The sequence below is a fragment of the Helicobacter brantae genome (genome assembly GCF_003364205.1).
Taxonomy (GTDB): Bacteria; Campylobacterota; Campylobacteria; order Campylobacterales; family Helicobacteraceae; genus Helicobacter_G; species Helicobacter_G brantae.
In genome coordinates this window covers 113,407-135,481 of record NZ_NXLV01000004.1, presented here as the reverse complement: position 1 = coordinate 135,481, position 22,075 = coordinate 113,407, and the positions used below count along the sequence as shown (strand labels likewise).

General features: G+C 37.3%; 22 protein-coding genes. 7 read left to right on the top strand and 15 right to left on the bottom strand.

The features are described 5' to 3' along the window. Window positions 1-113: 113 nt before the first annotated feature. The 7 genes from CQA58_RS03630 to CQA58_RS03600 all read right to left on the bottom strand — a co-directional run bounded on the left by CQA58_RS03630 (window position 114) and on the right by CQA58_RS03600 (window position 5,965). Window positions 114-1,292 (bottom strand): acetate/propionate family kinase, encoded by a 1,179-nt coding sequence (locus CQA58_RS03630; RefSeq protein WP_115569362.1) that lies wholly within the window; start codon window positions 1,290-1,292, stop codon window positions 114-116. A gap of 13 nt (window positions 1,293-1,305) precedes the next feature. Beyond that, window positions 1,306-2,223, bottom strand: coding sequence for a bifunctional enoyl-CoA hydratase/phosphate acetyltransferase (locus CQA58_RS03625; RefSeq protein WP_115569361.1), 918 nt, complete (start codon window positions 2,221-2,223; stop codon window positions 1,306-1,308). A gap of 97 nt (window positions 2,224-2,320) precedes the next feature. Beyond that, on the bottom strand, window positions 2,321-3,286 hold the full coding sequence (gene hemB / locus CQA58_RS03620) for a porphobilinogen synthase (RefSeq protein WP_115569360.1): 966 nt from the start codon (window positions 3,284-3,286) through the stop codon (window positions 2,321-2,323). A 3-nt stretch (window positions 3,287-3,289) separates the two neighbouring features. Then, window positions 3,290-4,540 (bottom strand): ArsS family sensor histidine kinase, encoded by a 1,251-nt coding sequence (locus tag CQA58_RS03615; RefSeq protein ID WP_115569359.1) that lies wholly within the window; start codon window positions 4,538-4,540, stop codon window positions 3,290-3,292. After that, a complete protein-coding gene (gene arsR / locus CQA58_RS03610) occupies window positions 4,540-5,229 on the bottom strand; it encodes an acid response regulator transcription factor ArsR (protein WP_115569358.1) in 690 nt (229 codons plus the stop codon). Before arsR ends, CQA58_RS03615 begins: the two co-directional genes overlap by 1 nt. A 209-nt stretch (window positions 5,230-5,438) precedes the next feature. Further along, window positions 5,439-5,729, bottom strand: coding sequence for a CiaD-like domain-containing protein (locus CQA58_RS03605; RefSeq protein ID WP_115569357.1), 291 nt, complete (start codon window positions 5,727-5,729; stop codon window positions 5,439-5,441). Beyond that, entirely contained in the window at window positions 5,726-5,965 is a 240-nt protein-coding gene (locus CQA58_RS03600; protein ID WP_115569356.1) for a hypothetical protein, read from the bottom strand. Before CQA58_RS03600 ends, CQA58_RS03605 begins: the two co-directional genes overlap by 4 nt. 174 nt (window positions 5,966-6,139) lie before the next feature. Between CQA58_RS03600 and topA the strand changes: the two genes are divergently transcribed. Then, window positions 6,140-8,338 carry a type I DNA topoisomerase gene (gene topA, locus CQA58_RS03595; RefSeq protein ID WP_115569355.1) on the top strand — a complete coding sequence of 733 codons (2,199 nt, stop codon included), beginning with the start codon at window positions 6,140-6,142 and terminating at the stop codon, window positions 8,336-8,338. A gap of 2 nt (window positions 8,339-8,340) precedes the next feature. After that, window positions 8,341-9,465 carry a hypothetical protein gene (locus CQA58_RS03590; RefSeq protein ID WP_115569354.1) on the top strand — a complete coding sequence of 375 codons (1,125 nt, stop codon included), beginning with the start codon at window positions 8,341-8,343 and terminating at the stop codon, window positions 9,463-9,465. 25 nt (window positions 9,466-9,490) lie between these two features. Here CQA58_RS03590 and CQA58_RS03585 read toward each other — a convergent pair whose 3' ends face one another. The 4 genes from CQA58_RS03585 to CQA58_RS03570 all read right to left on the bottom strand — a co-directional run bounded on the left by CQA58_RS03585 (window position 9,491) and on the right by CQA58_RS03570 (window position 13,680). Next, a complete protein-coding gene (locus CQA58_RS03585; RefSeq protein WP_170126732.1) occupies window positions 9,491-10,507 on the bottom strand; it encodes a hypothetical protein in 1,017 nt (338 codons plus the stop codon). A gap of 279 nt (window positions 10,508-10,786) precedes the next feature. Beyond that, window positions 10,787-11,629, bottom strand: a complete 843-nt coding sequence (locus CQA58_RS03580) for an LPP20 family lipoprotein (protein WP_115569352.1) — start codon at window positions 11,627-11,629, stop codon at window positions 10,787-10,789. Between the two features lie 4 nt (window positions 11,630-11,633). Continuing rightward, window positions 11,634-12,245 (bottom strand): penicillin-binding protein activator LpoB, encoded by a 612-nt coding sequence (lpoB, locus tag CQA58_RS03575; RefSeq protein WP_115569351.1) that lies wholly within the window; start codon window positions 12,243-12,245, stop codon window positions 11,634-11,636. Window positions 12,246-12,255: 10 nt separating this feature from the next. Continuing rightward, on the bottom strand, window positions 12,256-13,680 hold the full coding sequence (locus CQA58_RS03570) for a COG3014 family protein (protein ID WP_115569350.1): 1,425 nt from the start codon (window positions 13,678-13,680) through the stop codon (window positions 12,256-12,258). Window positions 13,681-13,988: 308 nt separating this feature from the next. Between CQA58_RS03570 and CQA58_RS03565 the strand changes: the two genes are divergently transcribed. From CQA58_RS03565 to CQA58_RS03555, 3 genes are read left to right on the top strand one after another with little or no spacing between them, the layout of a single operon-like run. Then, window positions 13,989-15,173 carry a saccharopine dehydrogenase family protein gene (locus tag CQA58_RS03565; RefSeq protein ID WP_115569349.1) on the top strand — a complete coding sequence of 395 codons (1,185 nt, stop codon included), beginning with the start codon at window positions 13,989-13,991 and terminating at the stop codon, window positions 15,171-15,173. Then, entirely contained in the window at window positions 15,170-15,733 is a 564-nt protein-coding gene (locus tag CQA58_RS03560) for a uracil-DNA glycosylase family protein (protein WP_170126731.1), read from the top strand. The genes CQA58_RS03565 and CQA58_RS03560 overlap by 4 nt, the downstream gene beginning before the upstream one ends. After that, window positions 15,730-16,851 carry a hypothetical protein gene (locus CQA58_RS03555; RefSeq protein ID WP_115569347.1) on the top strand — a complete coding sequence of 374 codons (1,122 nt, stop codon included), beginning with the start codon at window positions 15,730-15,732 and terminating at the stop codon, window positions 16,849-16,851. Before CQA58_RS03560 ends, CQA58_RS03555 begins: the two co-directional genes overlap by 4 nt. Here CQA58_RS03555 and fdhD read toward each other — a convergent pair. After that, window positions 16,837-17,613, bottom strand: a complete 777-nt coding sequence (gene fdhD, locus CQA58_RS03550) for a formate dehydrogenase accessory sulfurtransferase FdhD (protein ID WP_115569346.1) — start codon at window positions 17,611-17,613, stop codon at window positions 16,837-16,839. The genes CQA58_RS03555 and fdhD overlap by 15 nt on opposite strands. An 86-nt stretch (window positions 17,614-17,699) precedes the next feature. On the opposite strand from fdhD, the gene CQA58_RS03545 reads away from it, so the two are divergent. Together CQA58_RS03545 and CQA58_RS03540 are read left to right on the top strand one after the other, a co-directional pair. Beyond that, window positions 17,700-18,161 (top strand): DUF4149 domain-containing protein, encoded by a 462-nt coding sequence (locus CQA58_RS03545; RefSeq protein ID WP_115569345.1) that lies wholly within the window; start codon window positions 17,700-17,702, stop codon window positions 18,159-18,161. Beyond that, window positions 18,145-19,233: a linear amide C-N hydrolase gene (locus CQA58_RS03540; protein WP_115569344.1), complete on the top strand. Its 1,089-nt coding sequence runs from the start codon at window positions 18,145-18,147 to the stop codon at window positions 19,231-19,233. Before CQA58_RS03545 ends, CQA58_RS03540 begins: the two co-directional genes overlap by 17 nt. A gap of 42 nt (window positions 19,234-19,275) precedes the next feature. On the opposite strand, the gene CQA58_RS03535 is transcribed toward CQA58_RS03540, so the two are convergent. From CQA58_RS03535 to CQA58_RS03525, 3 genes are all read right to left on the bottom strand, one after another. Then, the gene (locus tag CQA58_RS03535) at window positions 19,276-19,539 is read right to left on the bottom strand and encodes a hypothetical protein (protein ID WP_115569343.1); all 264 of its coding nucleotides are present in this window, start codon (window positions 19,537-19,539) and stop codon (window positions 19,276-19,278) included. 88 nt (window positions 19,540-19,627) lie between these two features. Beyond that, a complete protein-coding gene (ruvA, locus tag CQA58_RS03530) occupies window positions 19,628-20,191 on the bottom strand; it encodes a Holliday junction branch migration protein RuvA (protein ID WP_115569342.1) in 564 nt (187 codons plus the stop codon). Beyond that, a complete protein-coding gene (locus tag CQA58_RS03525; RefSeq protein WP_115569341.1) occupies window positions 20,192-22,003 on the bottom strand; it encodes a FapA family protein in 1,812 nt (603 codons plus the stop codon). Between the last annotated feature and the right edge of the window lie 72 nt (window positions 22,004-22,075).

Here is a 22,075-nt window from a genome sequence, read left to right as displayed (position 1 = left end):
TATAAACTTTTGTTTTTTGATTAACTCAAAAACCTCTTGTTATCTTGGGATAAGTGTAATTATGGATAAGTCAATCAAATAGAAGATTTCACCCCCTCCCCTTTTATAAAGTGTTATTTGCTTAATCTCATTGTATCAAGCACAATCATAAGCTCTTCGTTTGTTGGGATTGCAAATACTGCAATTTTGCTATCACTTGCATTAATCTGCTCTGTCCCTCTTGTGCCATTTTTGCTCTCATCAATCTTAACACCAAGATAAGAGAGTTGGCGACAAACTTCGCTTCTAAAGTGTGCTGAATTTTCTCCCACACCTGCTGTAAAGATGATTCCATCAGCTCCACCAAGACTAACCATCAATCTTGCAATCTCTTCAGCAACTCTATAACTCATAAACTCATAAGCTCTCTTAGCCCCCTCATTGCTCTCTAGGTTGCACTCAAGAGTATAGAAGTTTGAGCTAAACTCTGATAATCCACCTACACCACTTTTATAATAGAGGAAATCTCTAATCTCATCAACTCCATAGCCTTTGTTTTCCATCAAATAGAGCAAAATCCCTGGATCGATACTTCCAGGTCGTGTCCCCATACTTACACCATCAAGAGCCGTGAATCCCATTGTAGTCATTACTGACTTTCCATTCTCAATCGCACAAAGTGAAGCACCTGAACCAATATGAGCGATAACAAATTTCTTATCTGCAATTTCAGGATATCTATCTTTGAGTGCCTTTGCAATATAGGCATAAGAAGTTCCGTGCATTCCATAGCGTCTTACACCCTCTTTGTAAAGTGAATAGGGGATTGCATACATTGTGGCATTGCCTTTCATTGTTTGGTGGAATGCTGTGTCAAATACTGCCACTTGAGGGATATTGGGGAATTTCTCTCTCAAAAGCTTAATCACTCGCAAATTATGAGGTTGGTGCAATGGAGCTAATGGGATAAGGCTCTCAATATCAGCCACAACCTTATCAGTAATAAGGGCAGAATCACTAAAGATTGTCCCACCATGCACGACCCTATGCCCACAAGCTTTGATTGTGTAATCTTTGTAAGTCTCCATAATCCAAGAGAAAAGATAATCAAGCACCAAAGCGTGATTATGAGCTTCTTTCTCGCTCCACTTATGCTCAGCAATTGTATTGCCCTCTGCATCTTTTGCTTTAAAACTTGGAGCTAAGTCAATTCCCTCAACCTGTCCTGAAGCAATCGCTTGAGTGTGTGTATCAAAAATCTTAAACTTAAGACTTGAACTTCCTGCATTAATTACCAAAATCATTTCTTTCATTGTCTCTCCTTTATTATTCACTTGCCAAAACTGCTAGAGCTGAACTTGCCACTCTTGCCTCTGCATTGTCTGCTCTTGAAGTGAGAATAACTGGCACTTTTGCACCAAGCACCACTCCTGCAACCTTTGCATAAGCAAGATATACCAAAGCTTTAAAGAGGATATTTCCTGCCTCAATCTGAGGAGCAACCAAAATATCAGGATCTCCACAAACTTCAGAATCTATCTTTTTAATCTTTGCTGAGATTGCTGAGATTGCATTATCAAATGCCAAAGGACCATAGACCAAAGCATTTTCTACTTCACTTTTAGCTCTTTGAGTAAGCTCGTGAGCTTCCATTGAGCTTGGGATTTTCTCATAAGGCATTTCAACTGCACTCAAAAGCCCTACTTTTGGGGTTTTGATTCCAAGTTTGTGAGCCAAATCCACGGTGTTTTTGATGATACTCATTTTTGCATTGATATCAGGGGCGATATTGATTGCTGCATCTGCGATGAAAAGTGCTTTGTGATAAGCAGGAATATCAAGGACAAATGCGTGAGTAATGCTTCTATCGGTTCTAAGATTTGCATCTCTTTTGACTACTGCACTCATAATGTCATTGGTATGAAGATTTCCCTTCATAATCGCTTTGACTTCGCCTTTTGTAGCAAACTCTGCTGCTTTTGTCGCTGCGTCTTTGTCCTCTAGCACATTGATAATCTCAAATGGAGAAATATCTAGTCCAAACTCTTTTGAAGTAGCAATAATCTTGCTCTCATCTCCCACTAAAATTGGATCAATCAATCCAGCCTTGTAAGAATCAACCACGCCACTCAAACTTGTCTCATCAGTAGGTTGAGCGACTGATACTTTGATTCTGCCTTTTGCTTTTGCTTTTTGCAAAATGCTTTCAAAGACATCGTATTCTCTGCCTTGTAGTTGTTGCATATCAACTCCTTTTTATAAAATTTTTTTATGATTATACGCACTAAACTTACAAATGCTTACAATCTTGCAAAAAAACTTGAACTTTTTTGGGATTTGATTACCCAATGTTACTTTTTAGCAATTTTGCAACTTCTTTAGCGTGATAACTGATGATAATATCTGCCCCTGCTCTTTTAAAACTTATCATCGTTTCCATCATCACTTTCTCATAATCCACTATCCCTGCATTTCCTGCAAGTTTGAGCATACTATACTCTCCACTGACATTATAAAGTGCCAAAGGAAGCAAACTTGCCTCACGAATATCTCGCACTATATCAAGGTAGGCAAGGGCAGGTTTTACCATCAAAATATCTGCCCCCTCACGCTCATCAAGCAAACTCTCTCTGATTGCCTCTCGCCTATTTGCCCCATCTTCTTGATAGGTTCTTCTATCCCCAAAACTAGGGGTAGATTGAGCCACATCTCTAAAAGGACCATAATATGCACTTGCAAACTTTGTCGAATAGCTCATTATGGGCAAATGGATAAATCCTGCTTTATCAAGTGTGTTTCTAAGATAGGCTGTTGTGTGATCCATCATTCCACTTGGAGCAATCATATCTACCCCTGCTTTTGCCAAATCAAGGGCTTGAATCCCTAGTATCTCTAAAGTCGCATCATTATTGACACTCTCTCCTTGCAAAATCCCACAATGTCCGTGACTTGTGTATTCACAAAAGCACAAATCTGCACTTACAAACATTTGCGGATATTTCTCTTTGATTGCTCTAGTTGTCCTTGCAACGATACTATCTCCCAAAGCCGAGCTTCCCCTCTCATCTTTATGCTCTGGGATACCAAAGAGCAAAATATGATAAATCCCTAGATCCATCAACTCCTTGCACTCTTGCAAAATGTATTCAATACTCATTTGATACACATCAGGCATTGAGGCAATGGGGTTTTTGCAATCTTTTTTATCGATGACAAAAAGAGGGTAGATAAATTGAGAAATATCTAGCCTACTCTCCCTTACTAAATCTCTCATTTTTGGGTTCATTCTTAGTCGTCTAAGTCGCATTTTCTATCCTTTGATTTTGCAAGAATTTTCCACCACACAGCCTTGAATGATGAAATGATTCATTTCATCTTCATATTGGTATGTGATTTCAAATTTTTGAGATTCTAAAACATTTTTGATGATATAAAGCCCCAATCCAAAGCCTTGAGAGTTGTTTTCTTTAAAATATGGCTTGACATACTCACTAAAGTCTTCTTTGAGGGGTTTTCCACGATTGCTAATGATAAGGTTTTGCATTTGAGCTTTGACATAGACTTTTTTATCTTCCCCATATTTGATTGCATTATCAAAAAGATTTTTAAGAGCTAGGGTAAAAAGCTCAAAGTCTGCTTTGATTAAGTCATTTTCATTCTCAACCACAATACGCTCATCATCATCAATCAAAAGCATCATCTTGGCTTGATCTATGGCTTCTTTGAGGAAAAATTCTCTTTTTTTCACTCGATAGGTTTTTGAATTCATCTGCTCTAGCTTAGCAAACTCTTCAATCAAACTCCCCAATCGCTTAAATACTGAAATCAATCTCTCTTTAGCAGAGCTATCTTCAAGCATTGCACAAATGAGCCTTCCTTTGGTGATAGGCGTGTTTAGCTCGTGCATTATGGAGCGTAAAAAGAGGGAGCGTGATTCATTTAAGGCTCTAATCTTAGATACAGCATTATCAAACTCTTGAGCAAGTTCGCCTATCTCATCTTTGTGTCCTAGTTTGCAAGAAATATCCAAATCCCCATTGGAGAATTTTTTGATATTGGAGTGCAAGATTTTTAGAGGTGCAAAGGCTTGAAGAAGCATTACAAACATCAAAGAAAGCACGATAATTGCCACAATACTAATGATATAAAAATTCACAAATGAACTCTCAGGAGAGTATTTGAAAAGAATTGATTCTTTGGGGGTTTCAAGCAAGATATAAATCCCACTATCAGTTTTTAGCGTCTTAGCAAACACACCTTGAACAAATGGGGGGAGCTTATTGGTATTGATAAGTTGCTCTTTGATTCTTGGATCACTAGATTGCACAAAGCCAAATTCTTTGAGGTATTGATAAATCACATTGATATCTTTACTCTCTCGCACAATAGGGCTAATGGTGCTAATAAAATAGCGATAACGCAACTCTTCTCTCTGATTGTCCTGCTCTACTTGATCTTTGATAAAATAAAAAGAAAAGCCCAAAAAACTTAACAGGGCAAAGAGAAAAAGCCCTGTGATTTTGAAAAAAATTGAGCTATCGATTAAAAAACGACGAAGCATTAGCGATTGATTTCAATCTTATAGCCTACTCCACGAACAGAAATGATATATTCAGGAGTTTTGGGGTTTTGCTCAATCTTAGCTCTCAATCTTCCAATGATAACATCAATACTTTTATTTGAGCTTTCAGGATTGATTGATTTTGTTTCAATCGCAATTGATTCTCTTGAGAAAACTTGCCCCACTTTGCTTAAAAGCAAGGATAAAATCTCATATTCTGCTTTTGTAAGCTCCAATCTCTTGCCTTTAAAAAGAATCTCTCTTCCCTCAGGACGCACTTCAAAAATATCTTTATGCTCCTTTTTTTGTTGTTCTTCTTGTGCTTTGGCACTGTATCGTCTAAGCACAGAATGTATCCTTGCGACAAGCTCTTGAGGATCATAGGGTTTGGGGATATAATCATCTGCACCAAACTCTAAAGCTTTGATTTTGTCATTGACATCATTTCTAGCCGAAGAGATAATAATAGGGATATTTTTTTGTTTTACAATTCTTTGACATACCTCTAGTCCATCAAGATTGGGCAAAGTCAAATCCAAGAGCAAAAGATCAAACTTTCTAGCATTCACTGCACTCATTCCAGTGTATGGCTCATCATAGTTTGTAACATTCATATCATGACCCTTAAGATACTCACTCAAAAGCTCAGCAAGCTCAAGATCATCTTCAATCATCAATATTTCTAACATTTCTCTAGCCTTTATGTAAAGATTTAATGCAATATCATAACTAAAAAATTTTAAAAGAAAAGTAAATGGGGGAACTCCGAGGCGTTTCCGCCTCGTCGTAGTAACACAAAGGATTTTTTAGGAGAGAAAACGAATACGTCTTATTTGTCTTAAGAAACTTAAGACGAGAGAATTCTATGATAATATGAGTAAATATTTTATTTACTAAATCAAATTTCTTTTAATCTTTTATCAATTTCACTCAACTGATATTGCAAATATCGCAAAACAAGTTCTAGCTTTTGCTCTATTTCTTTGGTTTCTGGAGAAAGCAATCCTTCAAACAAAACAAGCATTTTATCTCTTTGCATACTCAAAAACTCTCTTTCATCAATCAATGAAGCAGAGAGCATTTCTCTATCTTGAAATTCCCTCTCTTGCTCATCTTCTTTTCTGCCTTGCCCATCAATTTGAGATAGTGTTTCTACAATCACATCTTTGAGTTCATTGATCTTCATCATCGCAACAACCACCTTTCTATTTCCAAAATTTGTCTTTGCCCTTGTGCATCTATAAAGAAATTTTTATGCTCTTCTTCTACCCCAGAAAATCTCCTCCACTCTCCCCTCAAACGCATAATCCCCACCCTTGCCTCTACAGCATTTTGGTTGAGTGCAATGAGTTTATGATAAATCCTTATTGCCTCTTGCTTATCTCCACTTCTCTCATAAGCAATAGCATTTTGCAATAGCTCCATTTCCTGCCTTTAAGAAAAATTGCAAAATTTTATCAAAAACTCTCCAAAATGAAACTTTCAGAGCCTTGATTTGCAAGGAAATTTTCTAATCTTTTTTCAAATTATCCAAACCCTTATTATAATGTTTAAAATTTTTTGGGTTTTCCCAAATTCCAACATTAAAAAGAGCAAAATATGAAAAATCTAATCATTGTAGAATCACCAGCAAAAGCCAAAACCATAAAGAATTTTTTGGATTCAAGCTATGAGGTTGTAGCAAGTAAAGGGCATATTCGTGATTTGCCCAAAAATACTTTTGGGATAAAGATTGAAAACAAGCACTTTATCCCTGAATACAAAATCGCACCCGATCATAAAGAGATTGTCAATCAAATCAAGTCTTTGGCAAAAAATGCTACTCAAATCTATATCGCAACCGATGAGGATCGTGAGGGAGAGGCGATTGGTTATCATATCACCCAAGCACTTGGAGAAGATGCCTCAAAGCTCCCACGCATTGTCTTTCACGAAATTACAAAAAGTGCAATCACACACGCACTAGAGCATCCTCGCCATATTGATATGGATAAAGTCGATGCCCAACAAGCAAGACGATTGCTTGATAGAATCGTGGGCTTTAAGCTTAGTGGTTTGATTGCTACAAAGATTCAAAGAGGATTGAGTGCAGGAAGAGTGCAAAGTAGCACACTCAAACTTGTAGTGGAGAGGGAAAAAGAAATCCAAGCCTTCAAACCTGTGCGATATTTCAATATTCAAGGGATTTTCTCTCCCTCTATCCAAGCTGAACTTATAGAATTCCAAAACCAAAAACTTGAAAAATTGAGTTTGCAAGATGAAAAAATGGTTCTCTCAATGGTAGAGCAACTCCAAAAAGAAGAGTTTGAAGTAGGAGCAATCAGCAAAAAAAGCAAAAAAACTCCAACACCTCCTCCATTTATGACTTCCACTCTTCAGCAAAGTGCCTCAAGTCTTCTAGGATTTTCTCCCACCAAGACAATGAGTGTAGCTCAAAAACTCTATGAGGGAGTTAAAACAAACAATGGTGTAATGGGAGCAATCACCTATATGAGAACAGATAGTCTTAATATCGCCAAAGAAGCCCAAGAGAGTGCAAGAGAGATGCTTAGCAAAACCTATGGCAAAGACTATGTCCCCTCCAAACCCAAAAGCTATGTGAGCAAAAGCAAAGGGGCTCAAGAAGCTCATGAGGCTATCCGCCCTACCAATCTTGCTTTTACCCTAGAGATTGCAAAGGAGTTTTTAAGCAATGATGAATACAAGCTTTACGCTCTCATCTACAAACGCTTTTTAGCCTCTCAAAGCACAGATGCTGAGTTTGAAAGCCAAAGCGTGTCTTTCATCTCAAAAAGCGGAGTTTTCAAGGCAAATGGAAGTCGATTGCTTTTTGATGGATTCTACAAAATCATAGGGAATGAAGACAAAGATAAGCTCCTCCCTCCACTCTCTGAAGGAAAAGTCATCAAAGCTGAAGAAATCTCTAGCAAAGAGCATTTTACAGAGCCTCCTGCAAGGTTTAATGAAGCAGGTTTGATTAAGATGATGGAAAGTCTAGGAATCGGTCGTCCAAGCACCTATGCCCCAACAATTGCTTTGCTTTCAAGCAGAGATTATATCAAGATTGAAAAAAAGCAAATTTTTGCCCAAGAGAGTGCTTTTAGGGTTACAGAAATGCTAGAGCAACACTTCAATGAGATTGTAGATAGCCATTTTACTGCCAAACTTGAAGAAGAGCTTGATGATATTGCTGAGAAAAAGGAAAATTGGCAAGAGGTGCTTTGGAGATTTTATGAACCTTTTGAGCAGAAAATCACTCAAGGCAAGAAAAATATCGCCTCCCAAAAAGTTGCCACTCCCACAGGAGAGAATTGCCCAGAGTGCAATAGTCCATTAGTGAAGAGAATGGGAAGATATGGGGAATTTGTAGCTTGTAGTGGGTATCCCAAATGCAAATACATTCAAAAAAATACAAGCAAACAAGAAGAAGTGGTAAGTGGTGAGGTGTGTGAGAAATGCGGAAAGCCAATGATTAAAAAAGCAGGGAAAAATGGAGAGTTTTTGGCTTGTAGTGGATATCCCAAATGCAAAAACACAAAATCACTCTCTAGCACTCCTCCCAAAACTTTGGAAGTCAAATGCCCTGAATGTGGGGGAGAGATTGTGGAGAGAAGAAGCAAAAGAGGGGCATTCTTTGGTTGCAATAACTATCCCAAATGCAACTTTATCTCCAAATACGAGCCTATTGCCTCACCCAAATGTCCTGAGTGTGGCTATATGGTTACAAAACGCACTTATAGAGGAAAAGAAATCTATGAGTGTATTAAATGCAAAAATAAAACAGAAGCAAAGGATTAAAAATGCGAAAAATTACAACAATAGTGCTACTTCTTATCTCATCAATCTTGGCTCAAGATCTGAGCTATCAAGAGATTCAAAATATCGCCAAAGAAAGTGCTGATGACTTTCTTAAAGAATACACAGAAAGGGACAAAGCTACCCTTATTGTCTCTAGTTTCAAGAATGATACAAATATTGATGATGAAATCTTTACAAGAGCCTTGCTAAGAGAGATTAGAAAAAGTGGAAGATACAATCTTGTTAATAGCGTTGGTGGGGATTCAATGGTGTATGATGCAAGAGGGCTAAGAAATAATGAAGAGTTCAATCCTGAAACCACGACTGAAAAAGGTGAGCTTGTCGCACCTGATATTTCTCTAAGTGGGAAAATAAGCAAAAGCACCAATGGAGATGAGGAGACCTATCTCTTTTTACTCACTCTCACAGACATTAAAACAGGGCTTGTGATTTGGGATAGAGATGTGATTTTGAGTAAAAATCTCACCACCTCAAGCACAAAAGTTACCACAAATACTCCTGCTCAAACTCAAGTGCAAAAAAAAGCAGAGGAAAAGGTAGAGAAAAAAACCCAAGAGCTCTCTCAAGTCAAACGCAAAGAGCTTCCTCCACTTCCCAAAAACTCTTATTTTCTTTTTGGTTTTGATGGAGAAGTGGGAGCTGATGGGGAGAGCAATGTGCTTTATTCAGGGGATTTAAGAGTGGGATATACCTATCGGTGGAATCATAGCTATGCTATTAGTGTATTTGGAATGTATCGCTTTTGGAATGATTTTTATCCTCAAAAAACCACAACAACTTCATCATCTAAAAATTCAAAAAGTAGAGGGAAACCTAGCAATAGTTCTGATGATGAAGACAATGAAGATAATCAAGAAGAGAAAGAAAACAAGTTTGTGCATGGTGTAGGAGGGGGAGTGCAAATCAAAATGGGATATTTTTATCTAGGTGGAGGATTGATTATTGATCTTGAGGATACATATTTCAACTTTTTGGGAGAAGCAGGACTTGCTTTCCCTCTAGGCTCATCTGCCAATCTCAATATCGGAGCTAGATACACTCACTCACAATCTGATGGGGTAAAAAATCGATTTGGGGGCGTGATAGGATTTTCATTCTTTATCTAATCCTCCATTCAACCCCCCTTCCTTCTCATATTGCAAACATCAAACCAATAGAGCCACTTATACCTCTATTAAGGTAGTTTGGATCTTGAGTAGCAACAACATATCTAATTCCACTTAGTAATCCTATATTTTTTGTCATTATCATTAAACCTGCTTCAAAGAAAGGATTTGCTGCTTTATATCCACTGCTAAAGAAGTTTGAATCAATCGCATCAAGATCATAGAGAACTCCTGCACTTGCATAAAAATAGCTAGCTTGAAATAACAAACCCAATCCTGCATCTTGTCCATAGTTGAGCTTTTCTACAATATTGTTATCTGTGATTTTTACACCTTGAGATCTAAGCTCATAAATCCCATAAGCTCCAAATCCATAATTTCCATCATCCCATCGATACATATAACCAAATCTTGTCCTAAAAGCATAATTTGTTTTCTCACCTGCCAAATGCCCTTGTCCAAATCCCCCCTCAAGCGTGAGAATAAAGAAGTTATTTTCATATCCAAGCATAGTGTCTTGTTCTTCATCATTTGAACTTACTTTCTTTTTGATCAGACATTTTCCCTCTTTTGTAACAATACGACGATCTGACCAAACTACAGCTCCTGTATTTGTGTCTGTAAGCTTAATAGAAATGAGATATTCTGTCATTTCATCTCCATCAATCAAGGCACAATCTTGTGTGATTGTTCCACTTAGCAATAGATCGGGTGCAAGAAGTGAGTCTTTTTCTTTTGTAGTTTCAGCACTAAATTCTTCATCATCACGCACCTTTCTTGCATCATTAAGCAAGGTTTCCTTGCTTTTTCCCATTGTTGCTGAAAGTTTAAATCTAGGATCTGAATTTCTAACATTTTCCAAAAAAGATTCTGCAAATGAAGTCATATTAAACTTCAAATTTGTATCATTACTAAAATCAGAAATCACAATTGTTTGTTCTTCCACCTTTGATTTTTTAGCATAGCCACTCAAGAAGTTTTTAGCACTTTTTTGAGCAATTTCTTCAAATTCACTCATACTAAGCTTGGTTTGTAATGCCATTCTTTTAGAAGAGCAACCTGACAAGCATAATAATATGCCAACAAAAACAGTCAACATCCATTGTTTTTTCATTATATACCTCACATTTTTTAAAATATTTTTGTTTTTTCTAAAAAATGTGTGCTTCTAAGGGGGGGGGGGTAATTGAAGGTTTTTTCTGCTCTTGCAAAGTATTCTTACAAGACATTTTGTTGAAATATTTTAAAACAATCAAAGGGAGAGAAAATATCACAACAAAGATTGCAATTATGTATCCCATTGTGATATTTTTAAAAATCATCAATCAGCTCTCCCCCATTTTTGCATTTTTTTATAAGCCTGCACTCCTAATCGCTTTGCAAAAAAAGATTTTGAAACACTAGGATTTTGAGTGTCAGAGACTGAAGCATTATGGAGAACTTCACCTCCATATTTTGTAGAAATATCCAATGTTACACTCTTATCTTCTTGCAACACTTCTACAACAATCTTCCACTGCGAACTTGAAGAAAGCTTCCCAAATTTTGTAAGATAGTCTTGGATTGTTTTCTCCAAAACACTCTTAAAGCTTTTAGAAAAATCCCCATCATATTCAAATACTAAATCAAATGTGGGTTTCTCTTCAACTTCTGGGATTGGCATTGGACTTCCACCCAAAGACAAATAAAGAACATAATCTCTTTGGATCTTTGAGAACAACCCCTTTCTGTATTGGTATTCAAATGGAGAAGTATTTGATAGAAGCTCTTGCTTTTTTTGCTCAATTCTTCTCTTAAGCTGATTGATAAGATCTGCTTTGCTTATCTCTACCTGAACATAACACTGATTTTCTCCATCACATTGGGCTTTTGTAGGCTCAATGTTAGTCAAATCATCAATTTGAGATTGAAGATTGATTGTTTGAGAAGTCAATGAATTTATTTTTTTGTCTTGCTTAATCTTGGTTTGATCAAAAGTTGATTTTACACTTACTTGCAAAGAATTAACAAGATCATTGATTGCTTTTTTCTTTGCCGATGCAATACTTGAGTCTTTGCCCAAACCATAGATTTTGCCTGAATCAACACTAGGATTCAAAAACCATTGTGGTGCTTCTGCCCCCAAAAGAGCAAGAAACACGCTTAAGACTGCTATTTTCTTCATCTATTTACCAAACCGAACTATTGCCAGAACTCATTTTGGAGATATCGATTGTTTTTGACCATACAGAGATTCCATTTTTTGTATTGATGATTTCAATTTTAAAGAAATAATCCACTCTTTGATCACTCCCCACTCTTGTAATTCTCTGACCAACCTTACCAGTTAGAGATGCAGAAACTGCAAGTTTTTCGCCTTTTTCTACTACCGTATCTTGATTGTATTCCTCATCGTTTCTTGCTTGACGACTTCTATCAATCATACGATCTGTAGAGCCACCACTTCCACTGATTGCACGAGTGATAAGAAACTTCCCGCTATTTTGAAGCTCTTCTACAATCCTTGCTGTGATTTGCTCCATATCTAGCTTGATGGTTGTATCATTTGTAAAATCTGATACTGCCAAAACCACAGGATTATCAATATTGATTCTATTGAAATATCCACTCTTATAAAGTGAATTCAAGCTATCTGTTGCAGCTTTTTTAATATCGTTTAGATCAAGACTTGAGCTGACATACTCTGTGCTTGCAGTGTCGATATATCTTGCACCTCCAGCACAACCATAAAAACTAAAAGCGACAAGAAGTGTTGTCGCAATATTTCTAATCATTCTCATATATTACTCCTTATTTTGAAAGCAATACTTGCTTGAAAATATTTTTCTGTGCATTTCTGATATAAACAATATTGTTTTTATCTACACAAACTTGCTGATTTCCCCCATCACATTTTGTTGTCATATTGATTGTAGTGATTACTTTATCACCTGCTTTTACATCAAACTTGCCCTCTGTATTTTTGATTCTCACAACATAGAAGCTATTTGGCATAACTGTTGAAATCCTTGTGTCAGCTTGAGCTGTTGCTTTGCTATAAATCGCTCCACCAATTCCTACTGCTAAACTTGCAATTCCTCCTGCTTTTTTGGCTGCTTGCTGTGCAAAATACTGAGTTAAAGTCTTAATACTTGTAGAAAGAACTCCTCTTGTGATAATAAAAGGAAGCTGTTTGCTAAACTCATTAAATACCAAAGGATTAAGAGTTGAGATCTGATATGCCCCATAAGCTTGTGCCTTTCCAACATTTAAAACCTCATAAGATTTTGCAAAAGCGACACCTTTTTTCAAATCAGGCAAAGCCAAATCAACGCTTACTACACTTCCTGGGAGAATAACGGGCATTGAGAATTTCTTTTGAATCTTAAATGGACTTTTTCCATCTTCAATGATTACCCATGTTTGCTTCTCTTGATATCCACCTTTTTGAATTGTCTCCAAGTCTTGCTTGATCACTTCAGAATTGCTTACCCCATAAGATTCTTTGAGAAAATCAATGGATTTACCATTATCTCCCTCAAGCATAAAGAACAATCCTGCCACATAATCAATCATTGGATTGATGTATCCATTAAGATTTGCAAATTCAGAGAGATTCTTATAGCTTGCCAAGAATTTATTTTGTTGTTCTTCTTGAGACTTTTTATCTCCTTTATTTTCCTTGTCATTTGCAACCTTATCTGAAGCCTCTTTTGCTTTTGCAATTTCTTTTTCATAATACTCTTTTATTCGTCTTTGACGATCACTTGCACGATTGAACTCTACTCTTGCATCAGCCAATTTATTTTGAGATAGATAGAACAATGCCTTGTAGTAATTAACCATTGCTCCTTCATACAAAAATCCCTTGTATGGCATAATTGTGTCATTAACTAAAAGAGCTCCAACATTTTGAAAGAATCCTGAAAGAACTCCCTCTAATTCATTTTTGTTGATATTCTTTTCTGCTACCTCAAGCATTTCTCCAGCTTCATTCTTTTTCAAATCAAAGCCAATAATTCCACCTTGGATCTGCCACAATAGGTCATCACCACTTGCATCTTTCTCTTTTTCACCCTTTTTAGGAAGATTTGCTCCCTTTTTTGCAAGCTCATATGCCTTATTTGCATTCCCTTCATAATACTGCTTACTTACCTCACTCAAGCTGATTGTAGAACAACCAGTCATTACCAAAAGCATCAAAGATGATCCGATCATCAAACTCTTCTTAAACAAAACTTTCTCCTTTCTGTCTGTAATTCAAAAAATCTCTCAAAAATGCTAAAAAACATTGCACATCTTGTCAAACACAAAAATCCTAGCCAAACTCACCCAAAAAGACAAAGAAAAGATGAAGCTAGAATCTAGCAACATAAGTTGCCTATAACAATCTTTTAATGCATTTTGAAACTAAAATATTACACTATTTTATCGCCGAATCTCAACTAAAATTTACCAAAAATTTACCTTTGAAAGGTTAAGCTCCAAAAACGATCAACAAGGGTATAATTAGCTTTTTGATTTTATTGATTATGGAGAGTAAAATGAGTGTTTTACAGATTGGTGCAGGGGGAGTAGGAGGAGTAGTCGCCCACAAACTAGCAATGAATGCTAAGACTTTTGGAGAAATTACTTTGGCTTCAAGGACTCTAAGCAAATGCCAAGAGATTGCCAAAAGTGTTTTAGAAAAAACAGGAGTGCAAATCCAATGCAAAAGCGTTGATGCTGATAGCGTAGATGAGCTTGTAGCTCTTATCAATGAGATTAAGCCAAAAGTTGTCATCAATGTAGCTTTGCCTTATCAAGATTTGAGTATTATGGAGGCGTGTTTGAGGACAAAAACCCACTATCTTGATACAGCAAACTATGAACATCCTGATACTGCAAAGTTTGAATACAAAGAGCAATGGGCATTTGATAAAGCCTATAAAGAAGCAGGGATTTTTGCATTACTTGGAAGTGGATTTGATCCAGGGGTTACCAATGTGTTTTGTGCTTATGCTCAAAAACATTATTTTGATGAGATTCATAGCATTGATATTTTGGATTGCAATGCAGGGGATCACGGCTATCCTTTTGCGACAAACTTCAACCCTGAAATCAATCTAAGAGAGGTTAGCTCTAAGGGACGCTATTGGCAAGAGGGTAAGTGGATTGAAACAGAGCCTATGGAGATTATGCAAGTGTGGGATTATCCTGAGATTGGAGAGAAAGATTCTTATCTGCTCTATCACGAAGAGCTAGAATCATTAGTCAAAAATATCAAGGGATTGAAAAGAATCCGATTCTTTATGACTTTCTCCCAAAACTACCTCAACCATATGCGATGTTTGGAGAATGTAGGAATGCTTAGAATCGATGAAGTAGAGCATAATGGAAGCAAAATCATTCCTATCCAATTCCTAAAAACTCTACTCCCTGACCCTGCAAGTCTAGCAGGACGCACGATTGGAAAAACAAATATTGGTTGCTATATCACAGGGCTTAAAGATGGCAAAGAGAAAACTATCTATATCTACAATGTTTGCGATCACCAAGAGTGCTACAAAGAAGTCAATTCTCAAGCTATTAGCTACACCACAGGAGTTCCTGCAATGATTGGGGCTAAACTCATTGTTGAGGGCAAGTGGGGAGGAGAAGGAGTGTTTAATATGGAAGAGCTAGATCCTGATCCTTTTATGGAAGAGCTTAACACTCAAGGATTGCCTTGGAAGGTGCTAGAGTTTTGAGAAATCAAATCATCACGCTCAATTATCTCTATCATCTTCAAATGTTTGGAGAAGAGTTTTTTTCTGAAAACATTCTTCCCCAAAAAGAACAAGCACAAGCTCAAAACTCTCAAGTGCTAGGGTGGGATCCCAAAGGAGCAAAGCTAGGGCTAATCACCCAAACGCCCACCCTTGATACACACAATGCGTTTTTGATACAAAAAAGCTCACAAATGCTCCAAGACATTATGAGCAAGGTTTTTTCTCTCACTCAAGAGCAATGTGGGATTTTCTCACTTTTTAAAACCCAAGAGAATATCCCTCCAGCTAGTGAGTTTTTTAAATACAGAGAAATACTCTTGGCTCAAATCTCTCATTCTCAAGCCAAAGTTTTTGTCATCTTTGGTGTAGAAGAAGTGGGAAGTGTCCTTTTCCCCAATCAAAGGCTTCAGTTTGGAAGCACACTGAATTTCAGAGGAAAAACCCTCATCTTCACCCATTCCCTCAAAGCTCTTCTAAGACTTGAAGGACTCAAAAAACAAACAATGCAACACCTCAACTCAGCAAAGGCTCTAATGTGAAAGCTCTTTTTATCATTCTACTCACCCTTATCTCTTTGTCTGCAAATCCTCTCAACCTCCAAGATCCAAGACTCTCCAAACCTCAAGAAGAAATAATTGCTCAATTTGGCAATATCCCCACAAAATCTTCTTCTCTCAAAATCGCCTTAATGATGCCCAAAAAGATTATCGGACGCTACTCTGTGGCAACTATTGATACTATTCTTGCTTATCTTTCTGCAAGAGGAGGAGATTTTGAGCTTGAAGTTTTTGATTGTGGAGATGAGGAAGAAAGCTCAATTAAGAGCTTCTATCAGCAAATCTACTCACAAGACTTTCATTTCATCATCGCGATTTTTACAACCAAAGGAGCTTATGAAAGCACCAAACTTTCTTTAAAAATCCCTCTTTATATCCCCACGGTGAATAAAACTCAAATCGATTTTGATCCCTCTCTCTCTCCTCTGCTATTCTTTGGAGGGATTAGCTATGAGGATCAAATCAATGAGCTTTTGAAATTCCAAAGTGGCACACACACAATCGCTTACAATGATGATAGCCCTGTGGGAGAGCGACTTTCACTCCTTTTGCAAGAGAAAATCCCTCAAATCCAAGAGCAAACCATCACCAATGAGATTGCTGCAACATTCTCAAAAAGCAGAAAAACTCAAGAAGAGCTAATTTATCAAGCCGATGTCTTCCTCAATACCCCTGTAGTGAAAACTGGACTTTTGCTCTCTCAAATCGGATACTTCAAGAAAAAAGCTTCTAGTTTTCTCTCTACTCAAATCAACTACAATCCCTCTTTGGGTATCCTCACCCAACAAAGAGATAGAGAAAATCTCTATATCGCTAACTCCATTGGAGAGGCAGATCAAAAATTGATAGAGTATGCCTCACTTCTTAATAGTGATCTTAAATATGATTGGGTGAATTACTCCACAGCTTTGGGAATGGAGATTTTTTATCGCCTAGTGCATCCTGAAAGTTTGGCGTATTTCAAAGAAAATATCTTGGATAATCAAATGCAATACCAAGTCAAAATTTATCAAATTGACACCAAAGGTTTCTATGAAGTCAAACCCCCTCAAAGGGAGTATGAAGAGCTAGGCGAGGAAATGGGGTTAGAGAATCCTTGAAGTGTGGGTGTAGAGGTTCATATTTTTTCCTCTTGCAAACCCACAGAGTGTGATTCCGTGCTTTTGTGCTGTTTGCACTCCCAAAAATGTAGGAGCAGTTCTTGAGATGACGATAGGGATATGGTGCATTACAGCTTTTGTTACCATCTCAGAACTTAATCTTCCACTCACAATCAAAATCCCCTCATTTGGATCTTTTCCTTGCATTCTTGCCATTCCACACACTTTATCAATCGCATTATGTCTTCCAATATCCTCACTGACTAGAGAGCTATCATCAGAGAAAAGCAACATTGCTTTATGCACACACCCTGTCTGCAAATATAGCTCGCTTTCTTGATAAAATCTTTTTACATGAGAAAGCACCCACTCTCCCTTCACTTTTAAGTCTGAAGTGTTGAAATCCACCTCCACAGCATTTTCTACATTTCCTGTAACTCCTCCACCACAGCCTGAAACTAGAGTTTTTTCTTTGTAGAGATTTTTGAGATTTCCTTCATTAATCCTAGCCTCCATTCTTACAGCCAATCCGCTCTCATCTACTTGTATGCTTTTGACATCTTCTATCCCATCAATCACCCCCTCACTTAGCAAAAACCCCACCATATGGGCTTCTTGATTTTGTGGGATACACATTGTGGAGATAATCTTCTCTCCATTGAGAAAGAAATTTACCCTTGATTCCAAAATCACTACATCACCCTTTTGCACTCTCTCTCCATCTTCAAACCTGATGATTTCAATCTGCTTTAAAACTTCCATAATATTTCCTTAAAAATAAAGTTATTTTATTTTACAAAAATTACTCCCCTATTGTAGAATCTATTTGAGAATATCAAGGAGGAAAAATGCGACTACTTTATCAGTTTTTACTAGCAAGTTTGATTGGAGTGGAGCTGACTTTGGGAGTTTTGGTTGCTCCTATAATCTTCTATCCTCAAAAGGTTGGAATAGAAACCTTAAGCCTTTTTCAAAGTGGATTATTGATGGGAAGACTTTTTGAGAAAATGGGTTATATTTTGCTAGGAGTGAGCTTTGTGAGTGTGGTTTTTGAGTTTTTCTCTCTCCCCAAACACTTTTTTCGCTTCACGCTCTCTCTTCTCATTGCTCTTCTCTCTTGTGTGTTTGTATTTTATTTCTCAGACTTTATCCTTCATGCTCAAAGTCTAGGAGAAAATGCCACACAAACTCAAGAGTTTAAAGACATTCATCAATGGAGTGAGCTTACACTCAAAAGTATTGTCGCATTACAACTTCTGCTTTTCTTTTTACCATTTTACAATAGGAGAAAATATGAAAAAGTTTATTAGTCTATTGAGTGCTTTTGCACTTCTTCATCTTCAGCTCTTAGCTTGTACAGGGATTTCTATCACCACCAAAGATAGCAAACATATTCAAGCACGCACGATTGAGTGGGGAGAGTTTCCTTTGGGAAGCAAACTCATCATCTCTCCTAGAAATCAAGAATTCCAATCCCTCACCCCTCAAGGCAAAAATGGAATCAAGTGGAGGGCAAAATATGGATTTGTAGGCATAAGTGTGGCAATGGATGGGTTTATTGGAGAGGGGATTAATGAAGCAGGATTAAATGCAGGATTGTTTTATTTCTCTCATTATGGCTCACTTGCTCCATTTAGTGGCAAAGATTTAGATAAAAGCATTTCAGATATGGAACTTACAAAATATATCCTCTCAAACTTCTCTAGCGTAGAGGAAGTCAAAGAAGCTTTCAAAAATATCAAAGTCGTTCCATTTATGCTAGAAAAAGATGGCAAAGCCCCTCCTACTGCACATTGGAGAGTCAATGACAATAAGGGTGGAAGGATTGTGATTGAGATTATGAAAGGGGAGGTAAAAATCTATGATAACCCCATTGGTGTGCTGACAAACTCTCCTGATTTTTCTTGGCAACTCACCAATCTCAATAACTATGTCAATCTCCATTCAGGCTCAGCCCAAGCTTTCAAACTAGGAGAGCAAGATATCTTTGCAGTGGGTGCAGGAAGTGGAATGTTGGGCTTACCAGGGGATTTCACACCTCCCTCAAGATTTGTAAGGGCAAGTTTTTTTCTCCATACTGCTCCAAAACCCAATAATGCCTATGAGGGAGTCACTCAAGCTTTCCATCTCCTCAATCTCTTTGATCTACCTATTGGCACAGAATATGCCAAAAGCTCTGAAGTCCCCCCTACTCTCCCAAGTGCCACACAATGGACTGCAGTAAGCAATCAAAGTGATTTAGAGTTTTATTATCGCACGATGTATAACAGCACGATTCGAAAAGTCAATCTCAAACAAATAGACTTCTCCAAAACAAAATGGCAAGCACTCAAATTAGATGAAGTAGAAAAAGAAGCATTTAAAGAAATAACAATAAAGTAGATATATAGGGGAAATCAGAGGGGGAAACCCCTCTATTTGAGATTACTTAGATTGATTAAGCAATCCCAATACACCAACAGCGTGAGGAGTCATAGCACCACACTTGTTGCATACTGTGTAAATTGCAGGAACCATAGGTCCATTAGACACCAAACTTCCATCAATTCTGTTTTGCAATGTTACATTACTAAAACCAGGAGCGATACCAATCTCGCTTCCACCGCAAACTGGGCACTTAAGCTTTCCAGCTTTTTCTTTTACCTTGTCTAGGATTGCTTGTTCTGTGATTGAAATATCTTGTGACATTTCTTCTCCTTAGTGATGATTTTGCTTAAGAGTGAGACAAGCTCAAAAACTCCTAATATTGCTATTATAGTTTTTTTCTACTAAATAATCAAATCATTTGAAAATATTTCAGTGCTTCTTTTATCATTCCTGCTGTATCTTTAGCACTCACTTTTTTCATCACCTTCTCAATCTCACTCTTCTTAAAGCCCAGCCCCTCAAGTGCCAAGATTGCTTCTTCTTTTGCTTTTTGATCTCCACTCACTTCAAGTGAAAAATCAAAAAATCCTGCCAAATCTACCATAATCTTGCTTGCTCCCTTAGCCCCAACGCCTGAAACTTTTTGCAAAGCAGTGATATTTTTTTGCTCCACAATTTGAGCAAAGTTTTGGGGAGTATAAGTAGAGAGGATTGCCATTGCCACCTTTGGGCCAACGCCATTGATTTTGATTAGTCGCTCAAAGATTCTTTGCTCTTCTTTATGCAAAAATCCAAAAAGCAAATACGCATCTTCACGGATAATCTCTGTAATCCACAGCCTTATCTCCTCTCCCTTTTTAATCTCTGAACTTGTATGCAAAGAGAGTGTAATATCATAAATCACTCCCCTAGCCTCAAGCAAAACTTTGCCTATCCCAATCTCTTCTACAATCCCTCTAATCCCTGCAATCATTTACTTCAGATTCCTCTCTTTAACAAGCCTCATAGAGTTTGGATCGATTTTAATATTGACTTTTTCTCCATCTTCGATGATTAACCTCTCTTTGCCAATGTTTAAAATATTGATAAACTCCACTTGATTTTGTTGCACCCAAGCAGAATTACAATTGATTCTGCCCCCTAGACTGATTTTTGCAATTGGCTCAATCTCTTTAAGCACTTCTTTGGCATCTCTATCATAGTTTTCTATCTTTGATTTAAGAGCCTTAAGACGATTGCATAAAGTCATATACTCTCCAATAGTGCTAAGAAGATAGGGCTGAGGTTGGATACCTTGCTGTTGTTGTTGAGCAAGAAGAAGGCGGAATTTATCTACTGCGGGTTTCATTTTTTTGGCTTGAGCAAAATCTTGGCGATAAGCACGATTGAGCTTATCAATCGCTTCTAAATACTTGCCGTGTCTTTTTTGAATCTTCTTAATCTCTTCTCGATATTCTGAAAATGCTGAGCTATCAATACATAGACTATTTGCCCCTCCACTCATCTCTGCAATATCTAGGCTTGTTGAGATTGATACTTTATTATTCCCCCTCATCACCTTCACGCTAATCTCTTTGCCATAAACCTCTGCTCCTGTAAGCTCTTCAAACTCTCCCAATCCACAATCCACCATACCCCCCTCACAGAGCTTAATCTTGGCTTGCTCACAATGAAGTTTTCCTTTGTGAAGCCCTATTTCTGCCTCTTTTGCAAAAATCTCAGCCCCTTGATGCACAGAGCCTGAAATCGAGCAAAACTCACTTCTAATCACTGCTCCTTGATCGACACTTCCTATGATTTTTACCCTTTGTGCTTCAATGATGATTCCTGTCCCTACTGCATCTTTTTCAGGCACACTTGCTTTGACATTGATTTCCATTCCACACTCCAGCCCCCCCAAAAGATTGCCAATATTTCTTTGAGTAATTTCTTCAAAATTCATCTCTTTTACCAAAATCAATCCACTGCTATTCTGTCCTACAAACCCCTCACGCTTCCCTTTATAAAGTGTGTATTCTTCCTCTTCTATTAGCTCAAAATCATCTCCTAAGACACTAAACTCACTCTCAATCGGCTCTCTTTTTTCGTTTTTGATAAACTCTCCTTTGAGATTTCTGCCATCACTTCCTGCATTTGCTTTATAAAACCTCCCCACTTCCATTCCCTCTTTGACAGCAAATGAAGAATTCTCATGGCACACCTTTCTGATTGCTTCCCAATCTTCTTTGAGTGTGAAATAAAAATATGAATCGCTCAATGGAGAAAAATATTGACTTTTTTCCAAAAGCACTTTTCTTGTATGCCCTATCCCTCTTTGAGCCAAAGATAGCTTATTTCTCAACTCTTCTGTGCTAAAACTGATTGAAAAGCTATGAAAAATCACACCCAAAAGTGCTTTTTGTGCGTTAATTCCTCTCTGCACCTCCCCCAAATTCCCCAAAAGCCATTCATAGTTTTCTTCCAAACACACCAAATAAAGCTCACTTTCTGATCTTTCAAGTTTTAAAGAAAATTTATCTTCACTCTTCTTTTCTTTTTTCTTAATAATCAAATCATAAGCTTGAGTTACAAAATATCGATTATCCTCATACTCTCCAGAAGAGAAAAATTCCTTAGCACGACTTTCGCTTAGCTCAGTCTTTATCCCATCTTCTTCAGTGCTTAAAAAAGTATAAACCTCTACGACATTAAAAGTTAGATTTTTAATATTTGTTTTAAAAATGATTGACGCTTTTTGTAATTCGTGTGCTATATCAAAGCAACGACTAACTTTTAACTCTTCCATTGATTTTTGTTCCTAAAATATAAAATGACTAGGTAAAATTAAACTAAATTTTAGCTCATAAATTGCTTACAA